Genomic DNA, 24048 nt, shown 5'->3' with positions numbered 1-24048 from the left:
TCTCTGTGAGGACACCCCTTCATGTACAAGTTCTTCTTCCGGCTGGTCTTCAAGCGGATGGACCCCGAGCAGGCGCACTACACCGCCTTCCGCTGGATCCGGCTGGTCGCCCGCATCCCCGTCCTGCGCACCTTCGTCGCCGCCGCTCTCGCGCCGCGCTACAAGGAGCTGCGCACCGAGGCGTTCGGCCTGCGGATGCACGGCCCCTTCGGGCTGGCGGCCGGGTTCGACAAGAACGCCGTCGCGATCGACGGCATGGCGATGCTCGGCTTCGACCACATCGAGATCGGCACCGTCACCGGCGAACCGCAGCCCGGCAACCCCAAGCAGCGCCTCTTCCGCCTCGTCGCGGACCGTGCGCTGATCAACCGCATGGGCTTCAACAACGAGGGCTCCGTCGCCGTCGCCGCCCGCCTCGCCTCCCGCAACCCGGTCTTCCGCACCACGGTCGGCGTCAACATCGGCAAGACCAAGGTCGTGCCGGAGGCCGAGGCCGCCGCCGACTACGTGAAGTCCACCGAGGCTCTGGCCGCCCACGCGGACTACCTGGTCGTCAACGTCTCCTCGCCCAACACGCCGGGCCTTCGCAATCTCCAGGCCACCGAGTCCCTGCGGCCCCTGCTGACCGCCGTCCGCGAGGCCGCCGACCGTACCGTCACCACCCGCCGCGTACCGCTGCTCGTCAAGATCGCGCCGGACCTCGCCGACGAGGACGTGGACGCGGTCGCCGACCTCGCCGTAGAGCTGGGTCTCGACGGGATCATCGCCACCAACACCACCATCGCCCGCGAAGGCCTCGGCCTGAAGTCCGCCCCCGCCCAGGTGGCCGAGACCGGCGGGCTCTCCGGCGCACCCCTCAAGGAGCGCTCCCTGGCGGTCCTGAGCCGCCTGTACGCCCGTGTCGGGACCCGGATCACCCTGGTGGGTGTCGGGGGCGTCGAGAGCGCCGAGGACGCCTGGCAGCGCATTCTGGCCGGTGCCACCCTCGTACAGGGCTACAGCGCCTTCATCTACGAGGGTCCCTTCTACGCACGCGCGATCCATAAGGGCCTCGCCGCCCGGCTCGCCGCGTCTCCCTACGCCACCCTCGCCGAAGCCGTCGGCGCCGAGACCCGGAAGAAGGCCGCCCTGTGACCCTCGAACCCTTCGGCGCGCGGCTGCGCCACGCCATGGACACCCGCAGGCCGCTCTGCGTCGGCATCGACCCGCACGCCTCCCTGCTCACCTCCTGGGGGCTGAACGACGACATCGCCGGTCTTGAGCGCTTCACCCGGACCGTGGTGGAGGCGCTGGCCGACCGGGTCGCCGTCCTCAAGCCGCAGTCGGCGTTCTTCGAGCGGTTCGGGTCGCGGGGCATCGCCGTACTGGAGAAGGCCGTCGAAGAGGCCCGGGCCGCCGGTGCGCTGGTCCTGATGGACGCCAAGCGCGGCGACATCGGCTCCACCATGGGCGCCTACGCGGCGACCTACCTGGACAAGGACTCCCCGCTCTTCTCCGACGCGGTCACCGTCTCCCCGTATCTCGGGTTCGGCTCCCTGCGGCCGGCGCTGGACGCGGCCGCCGTCTCCGGCGCGGGCGTCTTCGTCCTCGCCCTCACCTCCAACCCGGAGGGCGCCGAGGTCCAGCGCGCCACCGCCGCCGACGGCCGCTCGCTGGCCCAGCTGATGCTGGACCACATGGCGGCGGAGAACGAGGGGGCCGCCCCGCTCGGCTCGGTCGGTGCGGTGGTCGGGGCGACGCTCGGCGACGCGGGGGTGAACCTGGCGATCAACGGACCGCTCCTCGCGCCCGGCATCGGTGCCCAGGGGGCGACCCCGGCGGATCTTCCGGCGGTCTTCGGCGACGCGGTCGGCAACGTCGTGCCCAGCGTGAGCCGGGGCGTGCTGCGCCACGGTCCGGACGCGTCAGGGCTGCGCGAAGCGGCCGGACGGTTCGCGGACGAGGTCCGCAGCGCCGTCTCCGGCAGTTGACCCTGGCACGTTTACCGGCTGCTGACGAATTACTGGCCGGAAACCCGGTGGTTATGCGGCAAATGTCCTGGTCGGCCAAGGCTGACCAGGACTTTTCGTCTGTTCTCGCTGACTACAGCGGCCCTGGCCGCTAGTCTCCGTCGAGAGCAGCCGAGCAGAGTGTGTTCGTCGCTCACCTGGTGGAGGGCGTCCAGCTTCCCCACCGGTCCGTATCCGACAGATCGACATCCGAGGTGACGTAGGCGTGGCTCTTCCGCCCCTTACCCCTGAACAGCGCGCAGCCGCGCTCGAAAAGGCCGCCGCGGCTCGCCGGGAGCGGGCCGAGGTCAAGAATCGACTCAAGCACTCCGGCGCCTCCCTCCACGAGGTCATCAAGCAGGGCCAGGAGAACGACGTCATCGGGAAGATGAAGGTCTCCGCCCTCCTGGAGTCCCTGCCCGGCGTCGGCAAGGTCCGCGCCAAGCAGATCATGGAGCGTCTCGGCATCTCCGAAAGCCGCCGGGTCCGGGGTCTCGGCTCCAACCAGATCGCGTCCCTGGAGCGTGAGTTCGGCGGCAGCGCCGCCTGACGTTCCGCCCGGCGTTCTCAGGCACCCCTGAGAACCTGGATAATCGCTCCATGGCTGCAACAACCCGGGGGACGTCCCCCGTACCCCCGGACGTACGTCCGCGGCTGACCGTGCTCTCCGGCCCCTCAGGGGTCGGCAAGAGCACGGTCGTCGCTCATATGCGCACCGTGCACCCCGAGGTCTGGCTCTCCGTGTCGGCGACGACCCGCAAGCCCCGCCCCGGGGAGCGCAACGGTGTCCACTACTTCTTCGTGGACGACGAGGAGTTCGACAAGCTCGTCGCCAACGGTGAGCTGCTGGAGTGGGCCGAGTTCGCGGGCAACCGCTACGGCACACCGCGCCGCGCCGTACTCGACCGCCTGGAGGCGGGCGAGCCGGTCCTGCTGGAGATCGACCTCCAGGGTGCCCGGCTGGTCCGCCAGTCCATGGACGACGCGCGCCTGGTCTTCCTGGCACCGCCGAGCTGGGAGGAGCTGGTGCGCCGGCTCACCGGCCGGGGCACCGAGGCGCCCGAGGTGATCGAGCGCCGGCTGACCGCGGCGAAGGTCGAACTGGCCGCCGAGGCCGAGTTCGATACGACGCTCGTCAACACCTCCGTCGAGGACGTGGCCCGTGAGCTGCTAACGTTGATGCTTCAGACTTAGATCTCTTTGATCTTTGATCTTTATCCCCTTCGGAAGGCAGAGAGTGTCCTCTTCCATCACCACGCCCGAGGGCATCATCAACCCGCCGATTGATGAGCTCCTCGAGGCCACCGACTCGAAGTACAGCCTGGTCATCTACGCCGCCAAGCGCGCGCGTCAGATCAACGCGTACTACTCGCAGCTCGGCGAAGGCCTCCTTGAGTACGTCGGTCCGCTCGTCGACACCCACGTGCACGAGAAGCCGCTGTCGATCGCGCTCCGCGAGATCAACGCGGGCCTGCTGACCTCCGAGCCCATCGAGGGCCCCGCTCAGTAAGCAGGACAGCACCTCGCACCCCCATCAGGCCCGGCGGCCCGTTCCGCCGGGCCTGAGGTGTGTCCGGGGCCGGGTGGGAGCAGGCTTCACGCGGTGAGGCAGCATGGGAGCTACGTTCTTACGTTGCCGAGTGCGGGGAGACGCAGTGGACAAGCCGAAGGTCGTCCTGGGGGTCAGCGGGGGCATCGCCGCCTACAAGGCGTGCGAGCTGCTGCGCCGGCTGACCGAGTCCGGGCACGATGTACGGGTCGTCCCGACCGCCGCCTCGCTGCACTTCGTCGGCGCCGCCACCTGGTCCGCGCTCTCCGGCCACCCCGTCTCCGACCAGGTCTGGGACGATGTCCACGAGGTGCCCCACGTACGGATCGGGCAGGGTGCCGACCTCGTCGTCGTCGCCCCGGCCACCGCCGACATGCTGGCCAAGGCCGCCCACGGGCTCGCCGACGACCTGCTCACCAACACGCTCCTGACCGCCCGCTGTCCGGTGGTCTTCGCCCCCGCCATGCACACCGAGATGTGGGAGCACCCGGCCACCCAGGAGAACGTCGCCACCCTGCGCCGCCGGGGCGCCGTCGTCATCGAACCTGCCGTGGGGCGCCTGACCGGCGTCGACACCGGCAAGGGCCGGCTGCCCGACCCGGGCGAGATCTTCGAGGTCTGCCGCCGGGTGCTGGCGCGCGGGGTCACCGAACCCGACCTGGCGGGCCGCCATGTGGTGATCAGCGCGGGCGGCACCCGCGAGCCCCTGGACCCGGTGCGCTACCTCGGCAACCGGTCCTCCGGAAAGCAGGGGTACGCACTGGCGCGCACCGCCGTGGCCCGGGGCGCCCGCGTCACCCTGATCGAGGCCAACACCCAGCTGCCCGACCCGGCCGGGGCCCATGTCGTACGGGTCGGCACGGCCGTCCAGCTCCGGGAGGCCGTGCTGAAGGCGGCCGCCGACGCGGACGTCGTGGTGATGGCGGCGGCCGTGGCCGACTTCCGGCCCGCCGAGTACGCCACGGGCAAGATCAAGAAGAAGGACGGCGAGGAGGCGCCCGCCGTCACCCTGGTCCGCAACCCCGACATCCTCGCCGAGGTCGCCGCCGAGCGGCCCCGGCCGGGTCAGCTCGTGGTGGGATTCGCCGCCGAGACCGACGACGTCCTCGCCAACGGCCGGGCCAAGCTCCGCCGCAAGGGATGCGATCTGCTCGTGGTCAACGAGGTGGGGGAGCGCAAGACCTTCGGCTCCGAGGAGAACGAGGCGGTCGTCCTCGGCGCCGACGGAACGGAGACCTCCGTGCCGTACGGACCCAAGGAAGCGCTTGCCGACACGGTCTGGGACCTCGTTTCGGGAAGGTTCCAGGAGATGTGACAATCAACCCCCCGGGTGAGCCAGAGTGGTTCATAACGGGGCGAAACCACCGTTCGTGGCGGTGGATTATCCTTCAGGTGTCCGGTGTGTCACGGGCTGTCGCGCTCCAAAGGGCGAGACGCATGCCCCGGCCGCCGGACGTGACCGATAAACTGGTCGACGGTACGTGCCGAGCGCAGCTCTCGGGCGTGCCACCCATGATCAGCCAGCAGCCGCTGCAACCCCAGGGAGCGATGTGTCCCGCCGTCTCTTCACCTCGGAATCTGTCACCGAGGGTCACCCCGACAAGATCGCTGACCAGATCAGCGACACGATCCTCGACGCGCTCCTGCGCGACGACCCCGCTTCGCGCGTCGCCGTCGAGACCTTGATCACCACCGGTCTGGTGCATGTCGCGGGCGAGGTCACGACCAAGGCCTACGCCGACATCCCCAACCTCGTGCGCAACAAGGTGCTGGAGATCGGCTACGACTCCTCCAAAAAGGGCTTCGACGGTGCCTCCTGTGGCGTCTCGGTCTCCATCGGCGCGCAGTCGCCGGACATCGCGCAGGGCGTCGACACCGCGTACGAGAAGCGGGTCGAGGGCGATGAGGACGAACTCGACAAGCAGGGCGCGGGCGACCAGGGCCTGATGTTCGGGTACGCCTGCGACGAGACCCCCGAGCTCATGCCGCTCCCGATCCACATCGCGCACCGCCTCTCGCGGCGGCTGTCCGAAGTGCGGAAGAACGGGACCATCCCCTACCTCCGCCCCGACGGCAAGACCCAGGTCACCATCGAGTACGACGGTGACAAGGCGGTCCGCCTGGACACCGTGGTCGTCTCCTCGCAGCACGCCAGCGACATCGACCTGGACTCGCTGCTCGCGCCCGACATCCGCGAGTTCGTCGTGGAGCACGTGCTCACGCAGCTCGTCGAGGACGGCATCAAGCTGGACACCGACGGCTACCGCCTCCTGGTGAACCCGACCGGCCGCTTCGAGATCGGCGGCCCGATGGGCGACGCCGGCCTCACCGGCCGCAAGATCATCATCGACACCTACGGCGGCATGGCCCGCCACGGTGGCGGCGCCTTCTCGGGCAAGGACCCGTCCAAGGTCGACCGCTCGGCGGCGTACGCGATGCGCTGGGTCGCCAAGAACGTGGTGGCCGCCGGCCTCGCCACCCGCTGCGAGGTCCAGGTCGCCTACGCGATCGGCAAGGCCGAGCCGGTCGGTCTCTTCGTCGAGACCTTCGGCACCGCCGCCATCGACACGGAGAAGATCGAGAACGCGATCGGTGAGGTCTTCGACCTCCGCCCGGCCGCGATCATCCGTGACCTCGACCTGCTCCGCCCGATCTACGCCCAGACCGCCGCGTACGGGCACTTCGGCCGCGAGCTCCCCGACTTCACCTGGGAGCGCACCGACCGCGTGGACGCCCTCCGCGCGGCCGCCGGTCTCTAGCAGCACCGAAGCAGCACCGCACAGCTCATGACAGCGGGACCCGGCCACCGAACGCGGTGGCCGGGTCCCGCTGCTCTGCGCCCGGCCGCCTTTGTCGGTGCGGTCCGGGCTGTCAGTGCCGTCTGGTAGGAATTTGGCTGTGAGCAGCGAGAACGAGCAGTCCGCCGAGCCCGGTGCGGGGGCGCCCGAGCCCGGTGCCGGGGCGCCGGAGCAGCTTGCGCTGATCCGGGAGACCGTGCGCCAGGCCAAGGTGCCGCGCGCCAAGCCGCGCACCTGGCGCGGCGCCCCGCTGGCCAAGGAGCTGCCCGTGGCCCGGGTGCTGGTCAACAAGGGGGTCCTCCACCTCGACCAGTTCTTCGACTACGCGGTCCCCGAGGAGCTGGACGCCGACGCCCAGCCGGGCGTTCGCGTACGGGTGCGGTTCGGGGCCGGGCGCCACAACGTGCAGGGCGGACGGCGCGAGGGCGGCGGTCTGATCGACGGGTTCATCGTGGAGCGCCGCGCCGACTCCGACTACCAGGGCACGCTGGCCGCCCTCGCCTATGTCGTCTCCCCGGAGCCGGTCCTCGGGCCCGAGCTGCTCGCCCTCTCCCGCGCGGTGGCCGACCGGTACGCGGGCAGCCTCGCCGATGTCCTCCAGCTCGCCGTCCCGCCCCGCAACGGCCGCGCCGAGTCCAAGCCCTCCCCGGAGCCGCTGCCTCCGCCCCCGCCCCCGGAGCCGGGCACCTGGGAGCGGTACGGACAGGGCCCCGCCTTCCTCCGCGCCCTGGCCGAGGGCGGTGCGCCCCGGGCGGTCTGGACGGCGCTGCCCGGACCGCACTGGCCCGCCGAGATCGCCCGCGCCGTCGCCGCCACGCTCTCCTCGGGGCGCGGCGCGCTCGTCGTCGTCCCGGACGGGCGGGTCGCCGCACGGATCGACGCCGCCCTGACCGAGGCGCTCGGTGCGGGCAGGCACGCCCTGCTCACCGCCGAATCCGGCCCCGAGAAGCGCTACCGCCAGTGGCTCGCGGTGCGCCGGGGCTCGGTTCGAGCGGTCGTCGGGACCCGCGCCGCCATGTTCGCCCCCGTCCGCGACCTCGGCCTGGTCGCCGTCTGGGACGACGGGGACTCCAGCCACAGCGACACCAACGCCCCCTTCCCGCACGTCCGCGAGGTCCTGGAGCTGCGGGCCGCCCAGGGCCGGTGCGCCTTCCTGCTCGGCGGGACCAGTTGCACGGTCGAGGCCGCCCAGCTCGTGGAGAGCGGCTGGGCGCTGCCCCTGCTCGCGGACCGGGAGCAGCTGCGGCGGGCCGCGCCCCTCATCCGTACGGTCGGCGACGGCGAGCTGGCCCGGGACGGCGCCGCCCGCTCGGCCCGGCTGCCCAGCCTCGCCTGGCAGACCGTGCGCGACGGCCTGCGCAGCGGCCCGGTGCTCGTCCAGGTGCCCCGGAGGGGTTACGCGCCCCGCCTCGCCTGCGAGCGCTGCCGCACCCCCGCCCGCTGCCGCCACTGTGCCGGGCCCCTGGAGGCGCCGGACCAGCAGGATCTGAACTGCGCCTGGTGCGGGCAGGCCGAGCGCGCCTGGCAGTGCGCGGAGTGCGGCTCGAACCGGCTGCGCGCCCAGATCGTCGGCGCCCGTCGCACCGCCGAGGAGCTGGGCCGCGCCTTCCCCACCGTGCCCGTCCGCACCTCGGGGCGCGACCACATCCTGGACGCGGTCCCGGCCGCCCCGGCGCTGGTCGTCTCCACACCCGGCGCCGAACCCGTCGCCGAGGGCGGCTACGCGGCGGCGCTGCTCCTGGACGGCTGGGCGATGCTCGGCCGGCCCGACCTGCGGGCGGGGGAGGAGGCGCTGCGCCGGTGGACGGCGGCGGGCGCACTCGTACGCGGGCAGGAGGAGGGCGGCACGGTGGTGATCGTCGCCGAGCCGACGCTGCGCCCGGTGCAGGCACTGGTCCGCTGGGACCCGGCCGGTTTCGCCCGCCGTGAGCTGGCGGACCGGGCCGAGCTGCGCTTCCCGCCGGTCTCCCGGATGGCGTCGGTGACAGGCCCGGCGGAGGCCCTGGCTTCCTTTCTCGCAGCTGCCGAACTGCCGCCGGAGGCCGAGCTGCTGGGGCCGGTGCCGGTCCCGTCGGCGGAGCCGGGGCGCCCGCGCAGACCGTCGGACGCGCCCCCCGGCGAGAGCTGGGAGCGCATGCTGATCCGGGTGGTGCCCGGGCGCGGGGCGGCGCTCGCGGGCGCGCTCAAGACGGCGCAGGCGGCGCGTACGGCCAAGGGCGGGGGAGACCAGGTGCGGATCAGGATCGATCCGCCGGACATCGGGTGAGAGCCCTGAGGTAGAGAGGGGCGGCGGGCCGGGGAGACCGCCGCTCCGGTGACGTACGTACGGCTTCGTGGTCAGCCGTTGCGCGGGCCCGGGAAGGCGCCGGGGCGCAGCTCCTCACGGACCGGCTGCGCGCCCACCGACGGCTGGGGCGGCATGGAGCGGGCCGCGGGGACGGAGGGCACGGCGGACATGGATCCGCCGGAGGACGATCCCGGCAGGCCTGGAGCCACGGAGACCGGGCGGGGCGTCGCCGCGTTCTCCGTGTTCGCCTCGGCTGTGGACTGGGCGTTGGTGGCCCGGCGCGTCCCGTAACGGCGGTGCACCGCCTGCTTGGTGACGCCCAGGGCCGAGCCCACCGCGTCCCAGGAGAAGCCGAGCGAGCGGTCGAAGTCCACCGCGGCGGTGACCAGGGTCTCGACGCTGTCCCGCAGCTCCTGGGCGAGGCGGACGGTGGGGGCCGGGGCCCTGCCGTAGACGACGAAGCCCGCGGAGGGGCCGGAGCGGCGCGGGCGGTAGACGTTGCCCAGCTGGGCGGTGAGTGTGCGCAGCGCGTCCACCTGCCGCCGGACCCGCTCGATGTCCCGCACCAGGAGATGCAGGCTGGCCCGCGCTTGGGCGTCGTGGGTTGCGTGGTCGGCCATGAAGAAGCCTCTCGAACCGGCGTTGAAAGGGATCGGGCCGCATCGGGGCGGCCCGCTTCGGTCAATCTCCTTTGACCAACGCCCGAGCCGGGTATGTGGTCACGCCATCGGGGCGTATGTGCATATGCACGGGGCGTGCGCGGCGCACGTGCGCCCCCTGAACGCCCGCTGGTCGTAGCGGCTGAGCCCCCCGGTCACCGGACGGGCCGTGGCGGCTGAGCCCCCTGATCGCCGGGCGGGCGGAAGCGGCTGAGCCCGCCGTGCGCCCTGGAGGCCACCCCCTAGACTGGTGTGCTGCTCGTCACCGTACGTCCTGGCCCCGCAGAGCCCGAGAATCCCGCAGAGCCCGAGCGCCCCGCAGCATCCGAGAACTCCGCGGGGCCCGAGAGTCCGAGAAGCCCGAGAGGCAGTCAGCCACCCATGAAGCTCGTCTTCGCCGGCACCCCCGAGGTCGCCGTCCCCGCCCTGGACGCCCTGATCGCCTCCGACCGCCACGAGGTGGCCGCCGTCGTGACCCGGCCCGACGCCCCCGCCGGGCGCGGCCGCCGGCTGGTGGCCAGTCCGGTGGCCGAGCGGGCGGCGGAGGCCGGGATCGAGGTCCTCAAGCCGGTGAAGCCCCGGGACGAGGAGTTCCTGGCCCGGCTGCGGGAGATCGCCCCGGACTGCTGCCCGGTCGTCGCCTACGGGGCGCTGCTCCCCAAGGTGGCCCTGGACGTTCCCGCCCGCGGCTGGGTCAACCTGCACTTCTCGCTGCTGCCCGCCTGGCGTGGCGCGGCGCCCGTGCAGCACTCCGTGATGGCCGGGGACGAGGTGACCGGCGCCTCGACCTTCCTGATCGAGGAGGGGCTGGACTCCGGCCCGGTCTACGGGGTCCTCACCGAGGAGATCCGCCCCACCGACACCAGCGGCGACCTGCTGACCCGGCTGGCCTTCGCCGGTGCCGGGCTCCTCGCGGCCACCATGGACGGCATCGAGGACGGCACCCTGCACGCGGTCCCGCAGCCGCACGAGGGCGTCACCCTGGCCCCGAAGATCACCGTGGAGGACGCCCAGGTCGACTGGTCGGCCCCCGCCCTGCGCGTCGACCGCGTGGTGCGCGGCTGCACCCCCGCGCCCGGCGCCTGGACCCTGTTCCGGGGCGAGCGGCTCAAGCTCGTCCAGGCGACGCCCGTCCTGGACCGCACCGACCTGGCGCCCGGCGAGCTGGCGGCGGCGAAGAACAACGTGTACGTGGGCACCGGCTCGCACGCCGTCGAACTGCTCTGGGTCCAGCCGCAGGGCAAGAAGCCGATGAAGGCCGCCGACTGGGCGCGCGGCGTCCGCATCGCCCACGGCGAGCTGCTGGGGCTGTAGCACCTCCCGTACGAGAAGCCCGGAGAACCTCTCGTACGAGGGGCCGGGGGCGGCGACGTACGCTGGGAGGGTTCGCCCTCTCACCATCTGCGGAGCACCTTTCACGTGAACGACCAGCCGCGTCGCCGTCCCGCCAAGCCCCACCGCCGCCCCCAGAAGGACCCCGTCCGGTTCCTCGCCTTCGAGGCGCTGCGGGCCGTCGACGAGCGGGACGCGTACGCCAACCTCGTGCTGCCCCCGCTGCTGAAGAAGGCCCGCGCCAAGGGCGACTTCGACGGGCGGGACGCGGCGCTGGCGACCGAGCTGGTCTACGGGACGCTGCGCCGCCAGGGCACGTACGACGCGATCGTGGCGGCCTGCATCGACCGGCCGCTCCGCGAGGTCGACCCGCCGGTCCTCGACGTACTGAACATGGGCGTCCACCAGCTGCTGGGCACCCGCATCCCCACCCACGCGGCCGTCTCCGCCAGTGTGGAGCTGGCCCGGGTGGTGCTGGGCGAGGGGCGGGCGAAGTTCGTCAACGCGGTGCTGCGCAAGGTCACCGCGCACGACCTGGACGGCTGGGTGGAGAAGGTCGCGCCCTCCTACGAGGAGGACGCCGAGGACCACCTCTCCATCGTCCACTCGCACCCGCGCTGGATCGTCTCGGCGCTCTGGGACGCGCTTGGCGGCGGGCGTGCCGGGATCGAGGACCTGCTGGAGGCCGACAACGAGCGGCCCGAGGTGACGCTGGTGGCCCGGCCCGGCCGCTCCACCACCGACGAGCTGGTCAAGGCGCTCGGCGAGGACAACTCGCTGCCGGGCCGCTGGTCGCCGTATGCCGTACGGATGGCCGAGGGCGGCGAGCCCGGTGCGCTCACGGCGGTCCAGGAGGGCCGGGCGGGCGTCCAGGACGAGGGCAGCCAGCTGGTGGCCGCCGCGCTCGCCGCCGCCCCCGTGGAGGGCCGGGACACCCGCTGGCTGGACGGCTGCGCGGGCCCCGGTGGGAAGGCCGCCCTGCTGGCCGCCCTCGCCGCCGACCGGGGCGCGACCCTGCTGGCCGCCGAGAAGCAGCCGCACCGCGCCCGGCTGGTGGAGCGGGCGCTCGCCGGGAACCCGGGCCCGTACCAGGTGGTCACCGCCGACGGCACCCGTCCGCCGTGGCGGCCCGGCACCTTCGACCGCATCCTGATGGACGTCCCGTGCTCCGGTCTGGGGGCGCTGCGCCGCCGCCCCGAGGCCCGCTGGCGGCGTCGCGCCGAGGACCTGGAGAGCTTCGCCCCGCTCCAACGCGGCCTGCTGCGCGAGGCGTTGAAGGCCGTACGGGTCGGTGGCGTCGTCGGCTACGCGACCTGCTCGCCGCATCTCGCCGAGACCCGGGTGGTCGTCGAGGACGTGCTGAAGGGGCGCGGCGGGGAGCCGGTGGAGGCCGAGTGGGTCGACGCCCGGCCGCTGATGCCCGGGGTGCCCGCGCTGGGGGACGGACCCGACGTCCAGCTGTGGCCGCACCTGCACGGGACGGACGCCATGTATCTCGCTCTGCTGCGCCGGACCGGCTGAATATCGCCCCGTCAGAGGGGCCTCCCGGATGGCAAAGGAACAGTAAAGCGCAGGCAAAATGCGCAGAATGTGCGAACTGTGATGGCCGGGTGAGCCTTTGGCGACGGCCGAGGCGAGCAACCGGCCCGGAACGTGGCAGGCTTGGGTCATGGCGCAGATCAACCCCAGCATCCTGTCCGCCGATTTCGCACGTCTCGCCGAGGAGGCGAAGGCCGTCGAAGGCGCGGACTGGCTCCACGTCGACGTGATGGACAACCACTTCGTGCCCAACCTGACCCTCGGCGTGCCGGTCGTCGAGGCGCTCGGCAAGGCCACGGACACCCCGCTGGACTGCCACCTCATGATCGAGGACCCGGACCGCTGGGCCCCCCAGTACGTGGAGGCGGGCGCCGGTTCGGTCACCTTCCATGTGGAGGCCGCGGCGGCGCCGGTGCGCCTCGCGCGGGAGATCCGGGCGAAGGGGGCGCGGGCGTCCATGGCGCTCAAGCCCGCGACGCCGATCGAGCCGTACGAGGACCTCCTCCCCGAACTCGACATGCTCCTGATCATGACGGTGGAGCCGGGCTTCGGCGGCCAGGCCTTCCTGGACATCATGCTGCCGAAGATCCGCCGCACCCGGGAGCTGATCGGCAAGCACGGCCTCGACCTCTGGCTCCAGGTCGACGGCGGGGTCTCCGCCACCACGATCGAACGCTGCGCGGAGGCGGGCGCCGATGTCTTCGTGGCGGGTTCCGCGGTCTACGGGGCCGAGGACCCGGCGGCGGCGGTGCGGGGTCTGCGGGCCCAGGCGGAGGCGGTCACGGCCGCCGCGCCCTGGGCATGCGGCCACTGAACAAAGGGCAGATGAACGCGGCCCGACGGGGCCGATCAAGGATCGCCGGATCTGACAGGATGAAGGCGTATCGGGCGTGTGAACAGCAGTGAGGAGATCGCGGTGTCTGGCATCTCGGCGGGTCGGTCAGCCATGCGGATGGGACCCGCGGAGCTGGTGCAGGCGGCGGCCATGGCCCGCCGGTTCTACCTGGAGGGCAAGTCCAAGATCCAGATCGCCGAGGAGTTCGGCGTGAGCCGCTTCAAGGTGGCCCGGGTCCTGGAGACGGCCCTGGAGCGTGATCTCGTACGGATCGAGATCCGGGTGCCGGCCGAGCTGGACGCCGAACGCTCCGACGCGCTCCGGGCCCGCTACGGGCTGCGCCACGCGGTCGTCGTCGAGTCCCCGGCCGAGGAGCAGGAGGACGCCCCCGACCCGGAGAACCTGGGCGAGGTCGCGGCCGACCTGCTGGGCGAGCTGGTGGCCGAGGGCGATGTGCTCGGCCTGGCCTGGGGCCGCTCCACCATCCACATGGCCGCTGCGCTGGACCGGCTGCCGCCCTGCACGGTCGTCCAGCTGACCGGGGTCTACGACGCGGGCACTGCCGAGCGCGGCTCCGTCGAGGCGGTCCGCCGGGCCGCCCAGGTCTCCGGCGGCGAGGCCCACCCCATCTACGCCCCGATGCTGCTGCCCGACCCGGCCACGGCCGCCGCGCTGCGCGAGCAGACGGGCATCGCCCGCGCCTTCGAATACTTCGACAAGGTGACGGTCGCCGCGGTCTCCATCGGCTCCTGGGAGCCGGGCATCTCCACGGTCCACGACATGCTCTCCGACGAGGAGCGTGCCCACTACGCCTCCCTCGGTGTGGCCGCCGAGATGTCCGCGCACCTCTTCGACTCCGACGGCCGCAGAGTCGGCCGCGACCTGGGCGAGCGCTGCATCACCGTGGAGGCGGACCGGCTGCGCCGGATCCCCGAGGTGGTGGCGATCGCGGGCGGGCTGCGCAAGGCCGCGGCGATCGGGGCCGTACTGCGCTCGGGTCTGGTCACCAGCCTGGTGACGGACACCGCCGCCGCCGACTACCTGCTCACCGAGTCGGCGGCCGGTGTGCGCCCGGCGCTGGAGCGGGCGGACCCGGACGGCGAGTGAAGCCGACGTGAGGAGGCCGGGCACCCTCAGGAGTGCCCGGCCTCCTCACGTACCACCTCACCCCTGACGTGGAGCCTCCGCCGCGCAGGGCGCCCCCGCCTCCGCGTGGTCGGGCGCTATCCCCAGCACGGTCTCCTCCAGATACTCCTGGGGCTCCTCGTACTGCGCCACGTCGGCCGGGTTGTAGCGCGGGGTCTGGCGCGACCAGTCCAGGTTCCCCCGCATCCAGCTGCGCATCCCCTCCAGGTAGGGCACCAGCAGACCGGTCAGCTCCGGATACATCTCCAGCAGCTCGTCCTCGGCGGTCAGGAACCGCTCCGTCTCCAGCGCCAGCCGCTCCGCGACATGGTCCAGCGCCTGCTGCTCGCCCAGCCCCCGGTGGTGGCGGACCAGGTGGACGAGGTTGTGGATCTCGCCGAGCACCTGCTCCTTCTCGAAGGAGTAGACGTCGTTGGCCCAGCACACATGGTTGCAGGAGGCTTCCAGGGCGGTGATGAACCGGGGGTCGTTGTGGAGCGACTCCGGGGCCTCGATGCCGGTGACGATCTCTATGAGGTCCATGCAGACGTGGATGGCCCCGGTGTGCCGCCGCTTGGCGATGTACACCTCCTCCGACGGCACCACGTCGTTCGCGCGGTTGCCCGCCTCCCAGGTGGTGGCCGTCGTGAGGTAGGTGATCAGATGCCAGGCGAACCTGGTCCGCCAGTGGGGCGCCGCGCTCGGCGTCGTACGTTCCCACAGGTCCATCAGCGCTATCACGGCGGCCGGCAGCTCCTCGCCGGGCAGGGGCTCCGGAGCGGTGCCGTCCACGACGGCGCGCATCCGCTCCACCACGGCGCGCACCAGCTCGGGGGAGCGGCCGAGATGGCCGTCGTCCAGCTGGTCGTCGACGAGGAAGAGCCAGACGAACCAGTCGGCCACCAGATCGAGGTGTTCCGGTCCGGCCGTCGGGTAGACCATGCCGACGAACGCGCCGAAATCGGCTTGTTCGAAGCGGTTCATCGCGGACTCGCGGTGCACCAGGCCCGTCTGTCTGATCCAGGTGGCCAGGTGACCGCGTGTGTGCCCGACGTGCGGGTTGGTCCGCTGGGGGAACGGGCAGTAGATGTCCGGCAGTTCGCTGTCCACAGGCGGATCTGGATCCTCTCCGGTCATACGGTGTGCCAGGGCCGCCGATGTGCCGGAGTGGCACCTCGGACACCCCCGAGACCTGCGGCTTTGAAGCTACCTGACCCCTTGTCACCGGGTCCAGAGATGGTGATCACGAATGAATCGAATCCTGTTCGGGTAGAGTCCGTGGGTAAGGCAGGTTCCACTTGCCCGGGACCCCCCGACCGCCTCCCTGGAGGCCTCCAAGCGCCTTTTGGAGGAACAGACGAACGCGGGGGTCTTTTGCTGTGTCTTCGTGGAAACGACCTGCACCGTTTCGTATGAAAAAATGAGTGTTATGCGCTTTCTTGAGCCGGGCACCGGTCGCTACACAGACTCCTCCGTGGTTCCGTACGACCTCACGTACGACGACGTCTTCATGGTCCCGGGCCGTTCCGCCGTCGGATCCCGCCAGTCCGTGGACCTCTCCTCGCCCGACGGCACAGGGACGACGATTCCGCTCGTGGTCGCCAACATGACCGCCATCGCGGGCCGCCGGATGGCCGAAACCGTCGCCCGCCGCGGCGGGCTCGTCGTCATCCCCCAGGACATCCCGATCGAGGTCGTCACCGACGTCATCACCTGGGTCAAGACGCGCCACCTCGTCCTGGACACCCCGATCGAGCTGGCCCCGGGCCAGACCGTCGCCGACGCGCTCTCCCTGCTGCCCAAGCGGGCGCACGGCGCGGGCGTCGTCGTGGACGAGGACCGCCGTCCGGTCGGCGTCGTCACCGACCACGACCTGACCGGCGTCGACCGCTTCACCCAGCTCTCCGAGGTCATGTCCAAGGACCTGGTGGTCCTGGAGGCGGACATCGACCCGCGCGACGCCTTCAACAAGCTGGACGGCGCCAACCGCAAGCTCGCCCCCGCCGTGGGCAAGGACGGCCGGCTCGTCGGCATCCTCACCCGGAAGGCCGCCCTGCGCGCCACCCTCTACACCCCCGCCACCGACGACCAGGGCCGGCTGCGCATCGCGGCCGCCGTCGGCATCAACGGCGATGTGGCGGGCAAGGCCAAGCAGCTCCTGGACGCGGGCGTCGACACCCTCGTCGTGGACACCGCCCACGGCCACCAGGAGTCCATGATCGCCGCGGTGAAGGCCGTACGGGCGCTGGACCCGCAGGTCCCGATCGTCGCGGGCAACATCGTCGCCGCCGAGGGCGTACGCGACCTGATCGAGGCCGGAGCCGACATCATCAAGGTCGGCGTCGGCCCCGGTGCCATGTGCACCACCCGGATGATGACCGGCGTCGGCCGGCCGCAGTTCTCCGCCGTCCTGGAGTGCGCCGCCGAGGCGAAGAAGCACGGCAAGCACGTCTGGGCGGACGGCGGCGTCCGCCACCCGCGCGATGTCGCCATGGCGCTCGCCGCCGGCGCCTCCAACGTCATGATCGGCTCCTGGTTCGCGGGGACGTACGAGTCGCCCGGCGACCTCCAGCAGTCCGCCGACGGGCGTTACTACAAGGAGTCCTTCGGGATGGCCTCGGCGCGCGCCGTGAAGAACCGCACCTCGGACGAGTCCGCGTACGACCGGGCCCGCAAGGCGCTCTTCGAGGAGGGCATCTCCACCTCGCGGATGTTCCTCGACCCGACCCGCCCGGGCGTCGAGGACCTGATCGACTCGATCATCGCGGGCGTCCGCTCCTCCTGCACCTACGCGGGTGCGGCCTCCCTGGAGGAGTTCGCCGAGAAGGCGGTCGTCGGCGTCCAGAGCGCCGCCGGATACGCCGAGGGCAAGCCGCTGCACGCCAGCTGGAGTTGATCCCGCCGATCCGCGGCTTTCCCGCCCCTTCCGGTGTTTTCCACCGGGAGGGGCGGTGCCGTATACGGCCCTTCCGGGGTGGCCGGGATCCCGCTTCAACTCTGTTGAAACATAAGTAATATGAAGCGCAATCAGCTGCCTCCCTCTCTGCGGTAAGGGATCTCATGTCCTTCTTCACTGACCTGGCCCATCAGTACATCGACGGCGAGTGGAGGCCGGGGAAGGGGTCCTGGGACATCATCGACTTCAACCCCTTCAACGGCGAGAAGCTCGCCTCGATCCCCGTCGCCACCGCCGAGGAGGTCGACCAGGCCTACCGCGCGGCCGAGCGCGCCCAGCAGGCGTGGGCCGACACCAACCCGTACGCCCGGCGCGGGGTCCTGGAGAAGGCGCTGCGCATCGTCGAGGAGCGCGAGCCGGAGATCGCCGAGGCCATCGTCGCCGAGCTCGGCGGCACCCACCTGAAGGCCGGCTTCGAACTGCACCTGGCCAAGGAGTTCCTGCGCGAGGCCATCCAGCTCGCCCTGCGCCCGGCAGGCCAGATCCTCCCCTCGCCGACCGAGGGCAAGGAGAACCGGGTCTACCGGGTGCCCGTCGGCGTCGTCGGGGTCATCAGCCCTTTCAACTTCCCCTTCCTGCTCTCCCTCAAGTCCGTCGCCCCCGCCCTGGCCCTCGGCAACGCGGTCGTCCTCAAGCCGCACCAGAACACCCCGATCTGCGGCGGCACCCTGCTGGCCAAGGTCTTCGAGGACGCCGGACTGCCCGCCGGGCTCCTCAACGTCGTCGTCACCGACATCGCCGAGATCGGCGACACCCTGCTGGAGCACCCGGTACCGCAGGTCATCTCCTTCACCGGCTCCGACAAGGTCGGCCGGCACGTCGCCACCGTCTGCGCCGCCAACCTCAAGCGCGCCGTCCTCGAACTCGGCGGCAACAGCGCCCTGATCGTGCTGGACGACGCCGACGTGGACTACGCGGTCGACGCGGCCGTGTTCAGCCGCTACGTCCACCAGGGGCAGGTCTGCATGGCCGCCAACCGGATCCTGGTCGACCGGGCGGTCGAGGCCGAGTTCACCGAGAAGTTCGTCGCCAAGGTCGCCTCCCTCACCGTCGGCGACCCGGCCGACCCGGCCACCCAGATCGGCCCGCTGATCAACTCCTCGCAGGCCGAGTCCATCTCCCGGCTCGTCGACGAGACCGTCGCCGCAGGCGCCACCGCCCTGCTCCACGGCCGCGCCGACGGCAACGTGGTCAGCCCCTCCGTGCTGACGGGCCTGCCCGCCGACTCGCCCGTCCTCCAGCAGGAGATCTTCGGCCCGGTCGCCCTGCTCGTCCCCTTCGACGGCGAGGACGAGGCCGTCCGCATCGCCAACGACACCCCCTACGGGCTCAGCGGCGCCGTCCACACCGGCAACATCGAACGCGGGGTGCGGGTCGGGCAGCGCATCCACACCGGCATGATCCACATCAACGACGGCACCGTCCACGACGAGCCCATCGTCCCCTTCGGCGGCGAGAAGAGTTCGGGCCTCGGCCGGCTGAACGGCGAGTCGATGGTGGAGGCCTTCACCACCCAGAAGTGGATCTCCGTCCAGCACGGCCGCTCGCAGTTCCCCTTCTGACCCGCGGTTCCCGTCCCGGGGGCGTCGTTCCCGGCCCACGGGCCACCCACGACTGCTGCGCCGAGCACGCCCGCGACGGCGGCTCATGGTCTACTGCGGGAGGCGGCACCCGCCGCCTCCCGCCGGCCAGACCCACCGCAGAGAAGTGAACCGCCCGACGTGCGCCTGAACGACCTCGACGAACGCATCGTCCACGCCCTCGCCGAAGACGCCCGGCGCTCCTACGCCGACATCGGCGCGATCGTAGGCCTCTCCGCCCCCGCCGTGAAACGCCGCGTCGACCGGCTCCGCGCGGAGGGCGCGATCACCGGCTTCACCGTGCGCGTCGACCCGGCCGCGCTCGGCTGGGAGACCGAGGGGTTCATCGAGATCTATTGCAGCCGCAACACCTCCCCGGAAGCGATCAAGCAGGGCCTCGCCCGCTACCCGGAGATCGCCGCCGCCTCCACCGTCACCGGGGACGCCGACGCGGTGGTCCAGGTCTTCGCCGCCGACATGCGCCACTTCGAGCAGGTGCTGGAGCGGATCGCGGGGGAGCCGTACGTGGAGCGCACGAAGTCGGTGCTGGTGCTCTCACCGCTGCTGCGCCGGTACTCGGCTGAGGCCCCGCCGGCCTGAAACAGGTGGCGCACATCACCCCGCTGACCTGCGGTGATGTCCGACGCAACATTTCGTCGTCACAGAGCCTGAGCGCGCAACGAATCGACGGTCGGTGCGCAACACTCGCGCCTTGTCCGGGGCCTCGGGCGCCACGTACCTTCGATACGTCTCCCCACCCCGCCCGCACCGCCCGAGGTCAGCCATGCCGTCGTTGCGTACCGCCCTGCTCCAGAGCTCCGGCCGGCCCGGTGCCGTCGCCGAGAACCTGAAGACGCTGGCCGAGGCCGCCGCGCGCGCCGCCGACACGGGCGCCCGGCTGCTGGTCGCCCCCGAGCTGTTCCTGACCGGGTACGCCATCGGCGACGCGGTCCCCGAGCTGGCCGAGCCCGTCGACGGTCCCGGCGCCCGGGCCGTGGCCGAGATCGCCGTACGCCATGGCCTCGCGGTCCTCTACGGCTACCCGGAGCGCGACGGCGAGCGGATCTTCAACGCCTCCCAGCTGATCGGCTCCGACGGCACGCGGCTGGCGAACTACCGCAAGACCCACCTCTTCGGCTGCTTCGAGCAGGAGTGGTTCACCCCCGGCGAGCAGACCGTCGTCCAGGCCGACCTGGACGGTATCCGGATCGGGCTGCTGATCTGCTACGACGTCGAGTTCCCCGAGAACGTACGGGCGCACGCCCTCGCAGGCACCGACCTGCTGCTGGTGCCCACCGCGCAGATGCACCCGTTCCAGTTCGTCGCCGAATCCGTCATCCCCGTACGGGCCTTCGAGAGCCAGATGTACGTGGCGTACGTCAACCGCACCGGACCGGAAGGCGAGTTCGAGTTCGTCGGGCTGAGCTGCCTGGCCGGCCCCGACGGCACCGTACGCACCCGCGCGGGCCGCGGTGAGGAGCTCGTCGTCGGCGAGGTGGACCCCGAGTTCCTGGCCGCCTCGCGCGCTGCCAACCCCTATCTCAACGACCGCCGCCCCGGTCTGTACGGCTCCCTCGGCTGAGCCCGCCCCCCACAGCTTCCCTCGTCAGTCATCGCGCAAGGAGTCCGTACCCCATGACGTCCACGGTGCCCAACGCCGTCCAGCACACCGACGCGGCCGCCCCGCCGATCACCATGTTCGGGCCGGACTTCCCGTACGCGTACGACGACTTCCTCGCCCACCCCGCCGGGCTCGGCCAGATACCGGCGACCGAGCACGGCCAGGAGGTCGCCGTCATCGGCGGCGGGCTCTCCGGCCTCATCGCCGCGTACGAGCTGATGAAGATGGGCCTCAAGCCCGTCGTCTACGAGGCGGACCGGATCGGCGGCCGGCTGCGCACCGTCGGCTTCGACGGCTGCGACCCCTCGCTCACCGCCGAGATGGGCGCGATGCGCTTCCCGCCGTCCTCCACGGCGCTCCAGCACTACATCGACCTTGTGGGCCTGGAGACCCGGGCCTTCCCCAACCCGCTCTCCCCGGCCACGCCCTCCACCGTCGTCGACCTCAAGGGCGAGTCGCACTACGCCGAGACCATCGACGACCTGCCCCAGGTCTACCGCGATGTGGCGAACGCCTGGAACGCCTGCCTGGAGGAGGGCGCCGACTTCTCCGACATGAACCGGGCGCTGCGCGAGCGCGACGTCCCGCGCATCCGCGAGATCTGGGCCAGGCTCGTCGAACAGCTGGACAACCAGACCTTCTACGGCTTCCTCTGCGCCTCCGACGCCTTCAAGTCCTTCCGGCACCGCGAGATCTTCGGCCAGGTCGGCTTCGGCACCGGCGGCTGGGACACCGACTTCCCCAACTCCATCCTGGAGATCCTGCGCGTCGTCTACACCGAGGCCGACGACCACCACCGCGGCATCGTCGGCGGCAGCCAGCAGCTCCCGCTGCGCCTGTGGGACCGCGAGCCGCAGAAGATCGTCCACTGGCCGCTGGGCACCTCGCTGGCCTCCCTGCACGGCGGCGAGCCGCGCGGCGCCGTGACCCGGCTGACCCGTACGGCGGGCAACCGCATCACGGTCACCGACGCCACCGGCGACATCCGCACCTTCCGGGCGGCCGTCTTCACCGGCCAGTCCTGGCTGCTGCTCTCCAAGATCGACTGCGATGACGCGCTCTTCCCGATCGACCACTGGACGGCGATGGAGCGCACCCACTACATGGAGTCGTCCAAGCTGTTCGTGCCGGTCGACCGGCCGTTCTGGCTGGACAAGGACGAGACCACCGGCCGCGACACCATGTCGATGACGCTCACCGACCGGATGACCCGGGGGACGTACCTCCTGGACGACGGCCCGGACAAGCCCGCCGTCATCTGCCTCTCCTACACGTGGTGCGACGACAGCCTGAAGTGGCTGCCGCTCTCCCCGCAGGAGCGCATGGAGGTCATGCTCAAGTCGCTCGGGGAGATCTACCCGAACGTCGACATCCGCAGCCACATCATCGGCAACCCGGTCACCGTCTCCTGGGAGAACGAGCCCTACTTCATGGGCGCGTTCAAGGCGAACCTGCCCGGCCACTACCGCTACCAGCGGCGGCTGTTCACCCACTTCATGCAGGACGAGCTGCCTGAGGACAAGCGCGGGATCTTCCTCGCGGGCGACGACATCTCCTGGACGGCAGGCTGGGCCGAGGGCGCCGTGCAGACCGCGCTGAACGCGGTGTGGGGCGTCATGCACCAGTTCGGCGGGGCGACCGACCCCACCAACCCGGGCCCCGGCGACGTCTTCGACGAGATCGCACCGGTGGAGCTTCCGGAGGACTGAGCCGGGGACGGTGGGCGTACGCGGGCGTCAGCGGCCCGGGGTGAGCAGGAAGCGCACCACGAGCCCGGCGCCCGCGTCGGTCTGCTGCCGCAACTCCCCGGCCAGCGCGGGGAGTCCGCGCAGCCGCCAGAGCACCCGGGCCGCCGACCAGGCCGCCTCACGGGCCCGCTCCAGGCTCCACGAACTCACCAGGTGGGCCAGCGGATCCGCGATCGTGAGCCGATCGGGACCGGGCATCAGCTCGTCGTGGATCCGCTCCTCCAGCGATGCGAGGAGATCACCCACGCGCTCGAACTCCCCCTCCAGCGCGGCCAGTTCGCAGCCGCGCGTACGGCAGGCGTCCACCACGGCCAGGGCCAGGTCGTGCGCCACGTGCGCATGGAGCCCGGCCAGGGCGAACTGCACCGGACGTACGCCGGGATGGCGCCGATAGGGGAGCAGCGGACGCCAGCACTCCGGCGGCCGCCCGCCCGCCTCCGCCGTGGAGAGGGCCGACAGATAGCGCTCCGCGAGCCGCGCCTCCAGCGTGCCGGAGGCCTGCCGGGCTGCGCCGCCATGGTGAGCAGGGCCCCCGTGACCGCCGCCCCCGCTCACCGGCACCGGGTCGGTGCACACCGTCGTCAGATACGCCTCGTGGAAGACCGCGACACCATCTCCGGGCGGCCACCGGTGGCGGAACGCACGCATCCGCTGGATCACCGTGTCCACCTCCGCCACGAGGGTGCCGGGGCCGGCCGGTTCCGTGAACTGTTCGGTCTGCGCCATGTGCGGAGCGTCCCAGCCATAGGCTCGGCTCGGCGCCCCCCGGCCGAAGGTTCATCGGAACGGACGAACGACGGGTGCCGGAAAAGGGGTTCGAGGAGTGCCGGGCAGACGCGCGCAGCGCCGCACCACCCACCGGGCCCGCCGCCGCGCCGCCCGCCGCCACGGCCTGCTGGCCGTCGCGTCGGCCGTCGTGGCGATCGGTGCCACGGCCGGGCTGATCGAGGCCGGGCAGGACGACCGCCGCCGGACCACCGCCGTACCGGAGCCCTCGCCTCCGCCGGTCCTCCAGCCGCTGCCCGCGGTCCCGACGCCGACCGCCCCCGTACGCCCCACCGCCTCATCCACCACCGCCCCCACCCCGGCGCCGCCGCCCCCGTCTCCGTCGCCCAGCCCTTCCCGTACGAGCGCTGCCCCCGCGACGACCTCTCCGGCCCCCAGGAGCGGCCTCTTCCGCCACCCGGGGTCCCAGGTCGTGGAGTGGGTGCGGGCCAACCCCGACGACCCGCGCCGCCCGCTGATCGAGTCCCGGATCGCGGCGCAGCCTGCGGCGGTCTGGTTCGCGCGGTACAACCCGGGGGAGATCGCCGGGGAGGTCCGCGCGGTCACCCGGGGCGCGGCCGCCGCCGGACGGACCCCGGTGCTCGTCCCGTACGCCATACCCGGCCGGGACTGCGGCGGGGCCTCGCAGGGCGGGGCGCCGGACATCGCGGCGTACGACGCCTGGATACGGGAGTTCGCCCAGGGGCTCGGCGCGGGCCCGGCGATCGTGATCCTGGAACCGGACGCCATCGCCCTCTCCGACTGCCTCACCGCCGAGGGACGCTCGGCCCGCTTCGCCGCGCTGGCCCGCGCCGGATCAGCCCTGCGCGCGGCCGACCCGAAGGCCAGGGTCTACTTCGACGGCGGCCACTCCGGCTGGCACCCGGCCTCGAAGCAGGCGGCCGCGCTCCGGGCGGCGGGGGCGGCCACCAGCGGCGACGGCATCTTCACCAACGTGGCCAACTTCCGCCCCACCGCCGAGGAGCGGGCCTACGCCCGCCAGGTGCTGGCGGCCCTCGGCGGCCCGCCCGGCCTCGGCGCCGTCATCGACACGAGCCGCAACGGCAACGGCGCGCCCCCGGCCGGCCAGTGGTGCGACCCCGAGGGCCGGGCGCTGGGACAGCCCCCGACGACGCGGACCGGCGAGGACCGGATCGACGCCTATCTGTGGGTGAAGCTGCCGGGGGAGTCCGACGGCTGCTCGGCCGCACCGGGCGCCTTCTCCCCGGAGTACGCGCACGGCCTGGCGACGGGCTGACCCCCCCG

21 protein-coding genes are annotated in these 24048 nt (G+C 72.1%); 18 read left to right on the top strand and 3 right to left on the bottom strand.

The window, feature by feature from the left end:
- The first annotated feature begins 21 nt into the window (after window positions 1-21).
- The 8 genes from GTY67_RS03775 (at window position 22) to GTY67_RS03740 (ending at window position 8601) form a co-directional block, all read left to right on the top strand.
- On the top strand, window positions 22-1134 hold the full coding sequence (locus GTY67_RS03775) for a quinone-dependent dihydroorotate dehydrogenase (RefSeq protein WP_093692769.1): 1113 nt from the start codon (window positions 22-24) through the stop codon (window positions 1132-1134).
- Window positions 1131-1970, top strand: coding sequence for an orotidine-5'-phosphate decarboxylase (pyrF, locus tag GTY67_RS03770; RefSeq protein WP_161277774.1), 840 nt, complete (start codon window positions 1131-1133; stop codon window positions 1968-1970). Before GTY67_RS03775 ends, pyrF begins: the two co-directional genes overlap by 4 nt.
- A 244-nt stretch (window positions 1971-2214) precedes the next feature.
- Complete coding sequence (locus GTY67_RS03765; RefSeq protein WP_014157387.1) at window positions 2215-2538, top strand: integration host factor; 324 nt, start codon at window positions 2215-2217, stop codon at window positions 2536-2538.
- A 50-nt stretch (window positions 2539-2588) separates the two neighbouring features.
- Window positions 2589-3182 carry a guanylate kinase gene (gene gmk, locus GTY67_RS03760; protein ID WP_093692771.1) on the top strand — a complete coding sequence of 198 codons (594 nt, stop codon included), beginning with the start codon at window positions 2589-2591 and terminating at the stop codon, window positions 3180-3182.
- A gap of 43 nt (window positions 3183-3225) precedes the next feature.
- On the top strand, window positions 3226-3498 hold the full coding sequence (rpoZ, locus tag GTY67_RS03755; RefSeq protein WP_015607348.1) for a DNA-directed RNA polymerase subunit omega: 273 nt from the start codon (window positions 3226-3228) through the stop codon (window positions 3496-3498).
- Window positions 3499-3643: 145 nt separating this feature from the next.
- Window positions 3644-4852 carry a bifunctional phosphopantothenoylcysteine decarboxylase/phosphopantothenate--cysteine ligase CoaBC gene (gene coaBC / locus GTY67_RS03750; protein ID WP_161277773.1) on the top strand — a complete coding sequence of 403 codons (1209 nt, stop codon included), beginning with the start codon at window positions 3644-3646 and terminating at the stop codon, window positions 4850-4852.
- Between the two features lie 235 nt (window positions 4853-5087).
- Complete coding sequence (metK, locus tag GTY67_RS03745) at window positions 5088-6296, top strand: methionine adenosyltransferase (protein ID WP_093692773.1); 1209 nt, start codon at window positions 5088-5090, stop codon at window positions 6294-6296.
- 139 nt (window positions 6297-6435) lie between these two features.
- Entirely contained in the window at window positions 6436-8601 is a 2166-nt protein-coding gene (locus GTY67_RS03740; RefSeq protein ID WP_161277772.1) for a primosomal protein N', read from the top strand.
- Window positions 8602-8672: 71 nt separating this feature from the next.
- On the opposite strand, the gene GTY67_RS03735 is transcribed toward GTY67_RS03740, so the two are convergent.
- Window positions 8673-9242, bottom strand: coding sequence for a hypothetical protein (locus tag GTY67_RS03735; RefSeq protein WP_093692775.1), 570 nt, complete (start codon window positions 9240-9242; stop codon window positions 8673-8675).
- 420 nt (window positions 9243-9662) lie between these two features.
- On the opposite strand from GTY67_RS03735, the gene fmt reads away from it, so the two are divergent.
- The 4 genes from fmt to GTY67_RS03715 all read left to right on the top strand — a co-directional run bounded on the left by fmt (window position 9663) and on the right by GTY67_RS03715 (window position 14094).
- Window positions 9663-10595 carry a methionyl-tRNA formyltransferase gene (gene fmt / locus GTY67_RS03730; RefSeq protein ID WP_161277771.1) on the top strand — a complete coding sequence of 311 codons (933 nt, stop codon included), beginning with the start codon at window positions 9663-9665 and terminating at the stop codon, window positions 10593-10595.
- Between the two features lie 105 nt (window positions 10596-10700).
- A complete protein-coding gene (locus GTY67_RS03725) occupies window positions 10701-12134 on the top strand; it encodes a transcription antitermination factor NusB (protein WP_161277770.1) in 1434 nt (477 codons plus the stop codon).
- Window positions 12135-12282: 148 nt separating this feature from the next.
- Window positions 12283-12966, top strand: coding sequence for a ribulose-phosphate 3-epimerase (rpe, locus tag GTY67_RS03720; protein ID WP_093692778.1), 684 nt, complete (start codon window positions 12283-12285; stop codon window positions 12964-12966).
- A gap of 132 nt (window positions 12967-13098) precedes the next feature.
- Entirely contained in the window at window positions 13099-14094 is a 996-nt protein-coding gene (locus tag GTY67_RS03715) for a sugar-binding domain-containing protein (protein WP_031127654.1), read from the top strand.
- 57 nt (window positions 14095-14151) lie between these two features.
- Here the strand turns inward: GTY67_RS03715 and GTY67_RS03710 are convergent, their stop codons facing one another.
- On the bottom strand, window positions 14152-15222 hold the full coding sequence (locus GTY67_RS03710) for a terpene cyclase (protein WP_093692779.1): 1071 nt from the start codon (window positions 15220-15222) through the stop codon (window positions 14152-14154).
- A 319-nt stretch (window positions 15223-15541) separates the two neighbouring features.
- Here GTY67_RS03710 and GTY67_RS03705 point away from each other — a divergent pair, with 319 nt between their 5' ends.
- The 5 genes from GTY67_RS03705 (at window position 15542) to GTY67_RS03685 (ending at window position 21978) form a co-directional block, all read left to right on the top strand.
- Complete coding sequence (locus GTY67_RS03705; RefSeq protein WP_161277769.1) at window positions 15542-17008, top strand: GuaB1 family IMP dehydrogenase-related protein; 1467 nt, start codon at window positions 15542-15544, stop codon at window positions 17006-17008.
- A 164-nt stretch (window positions 17009-17172) separates the two neighbouring features.
- Window positions 17173-18630, top strand: a complete 1458-nt coding sequence (locus tag GTY67_RS03700; protein WP_161277768.1) for an aldehyde dehydrogenase family protein — start codon at window positions 17173-17175, stop codon at window positions 18628-18630.
- A 159-nt stretch (window positions 18631-18789) separates the two neighbouring features.
- Window positions 18790-19248, top strand: coding sequence for an Lrp/AsnC family transcriptional regulator (locus GTY67_RS03695; protein WP_015607336.1), 459 nt, complete (start codon window positions 18790-18792; stop codon window positions 19246-19248).
- A 184-nt stretch (window positions 19249-19432) separates the two neighbouring features.
- Complete coding sequence (locus GTY67_RS03690; protein WP_161277767.1) at window positions 19433-20230, top strand: carbon-nitrogen hydrolase family protein; 798 nt, start codon at window positions 19433-19435, stop codon at window positions 20228-20230.
- Between the two features lie 53 nt (window positions 20231-20283).
- The gene (locus tag GTY67_RS03685; RefSeq protein ID WP_093692783.1) at window positions 20284-21978 is read left to right on the top strand and encodes an NAD(P)/FAD-dependent oxidoreductase; all 1695 of its coding nucleotides are present in this window, start codon (window positions 20284-20286) and stop codon (window positions 21976-21978) included.
- A gap of 27 nt (window positions 21979-22005) precedes the next feature.
- Here the strand turns inward: GTY67_RS03685 and GTY67_RS03680 are convergent, their stop codons facing one another.
- On the bottom strand, window positions 22006-22743 hold the full coding sequence (locus GTY67_RS03680) for a DUF5995 family protein (RefSeq protein WP_161277766.1): 738 nt from the start codon (window positions 22741-22743) through the stop codon (window positions 22006-22008).
- Between the two features lie 97 nt (window positions 22744-22840).
- Between GTY67_RS03680 and GTY67_RS03675 the strand changes: the two genes are divergently transcribed.
- The gene (locus GTY67_RS03675) at window positions 22841-24040 is read left to right on the top strand and encodes a glycoside hydrolase family 6 protein (RefSeq protein WP_161277765.1); all 1200 of its coding nucleotides are present in this window, start codon (window positions 22841-22843) and stop codon (window positions 24038-24040) included.
- Window positions 24041-24048: the final 8 nt, after the last annotated feature.

This window comes from Streptomyces sp. SID8374, from assembly GCF_009865135.1.
In the GTDB taxonomy this organism is placed as follows: Bacteria; Actinomycetota; Actinomycetes; order Streptomycetales; family Streptomycetaceae; genus Streptomyces.
This window is presented reverse-complemented; position numbering and strand designations above follow the sequence as displayed.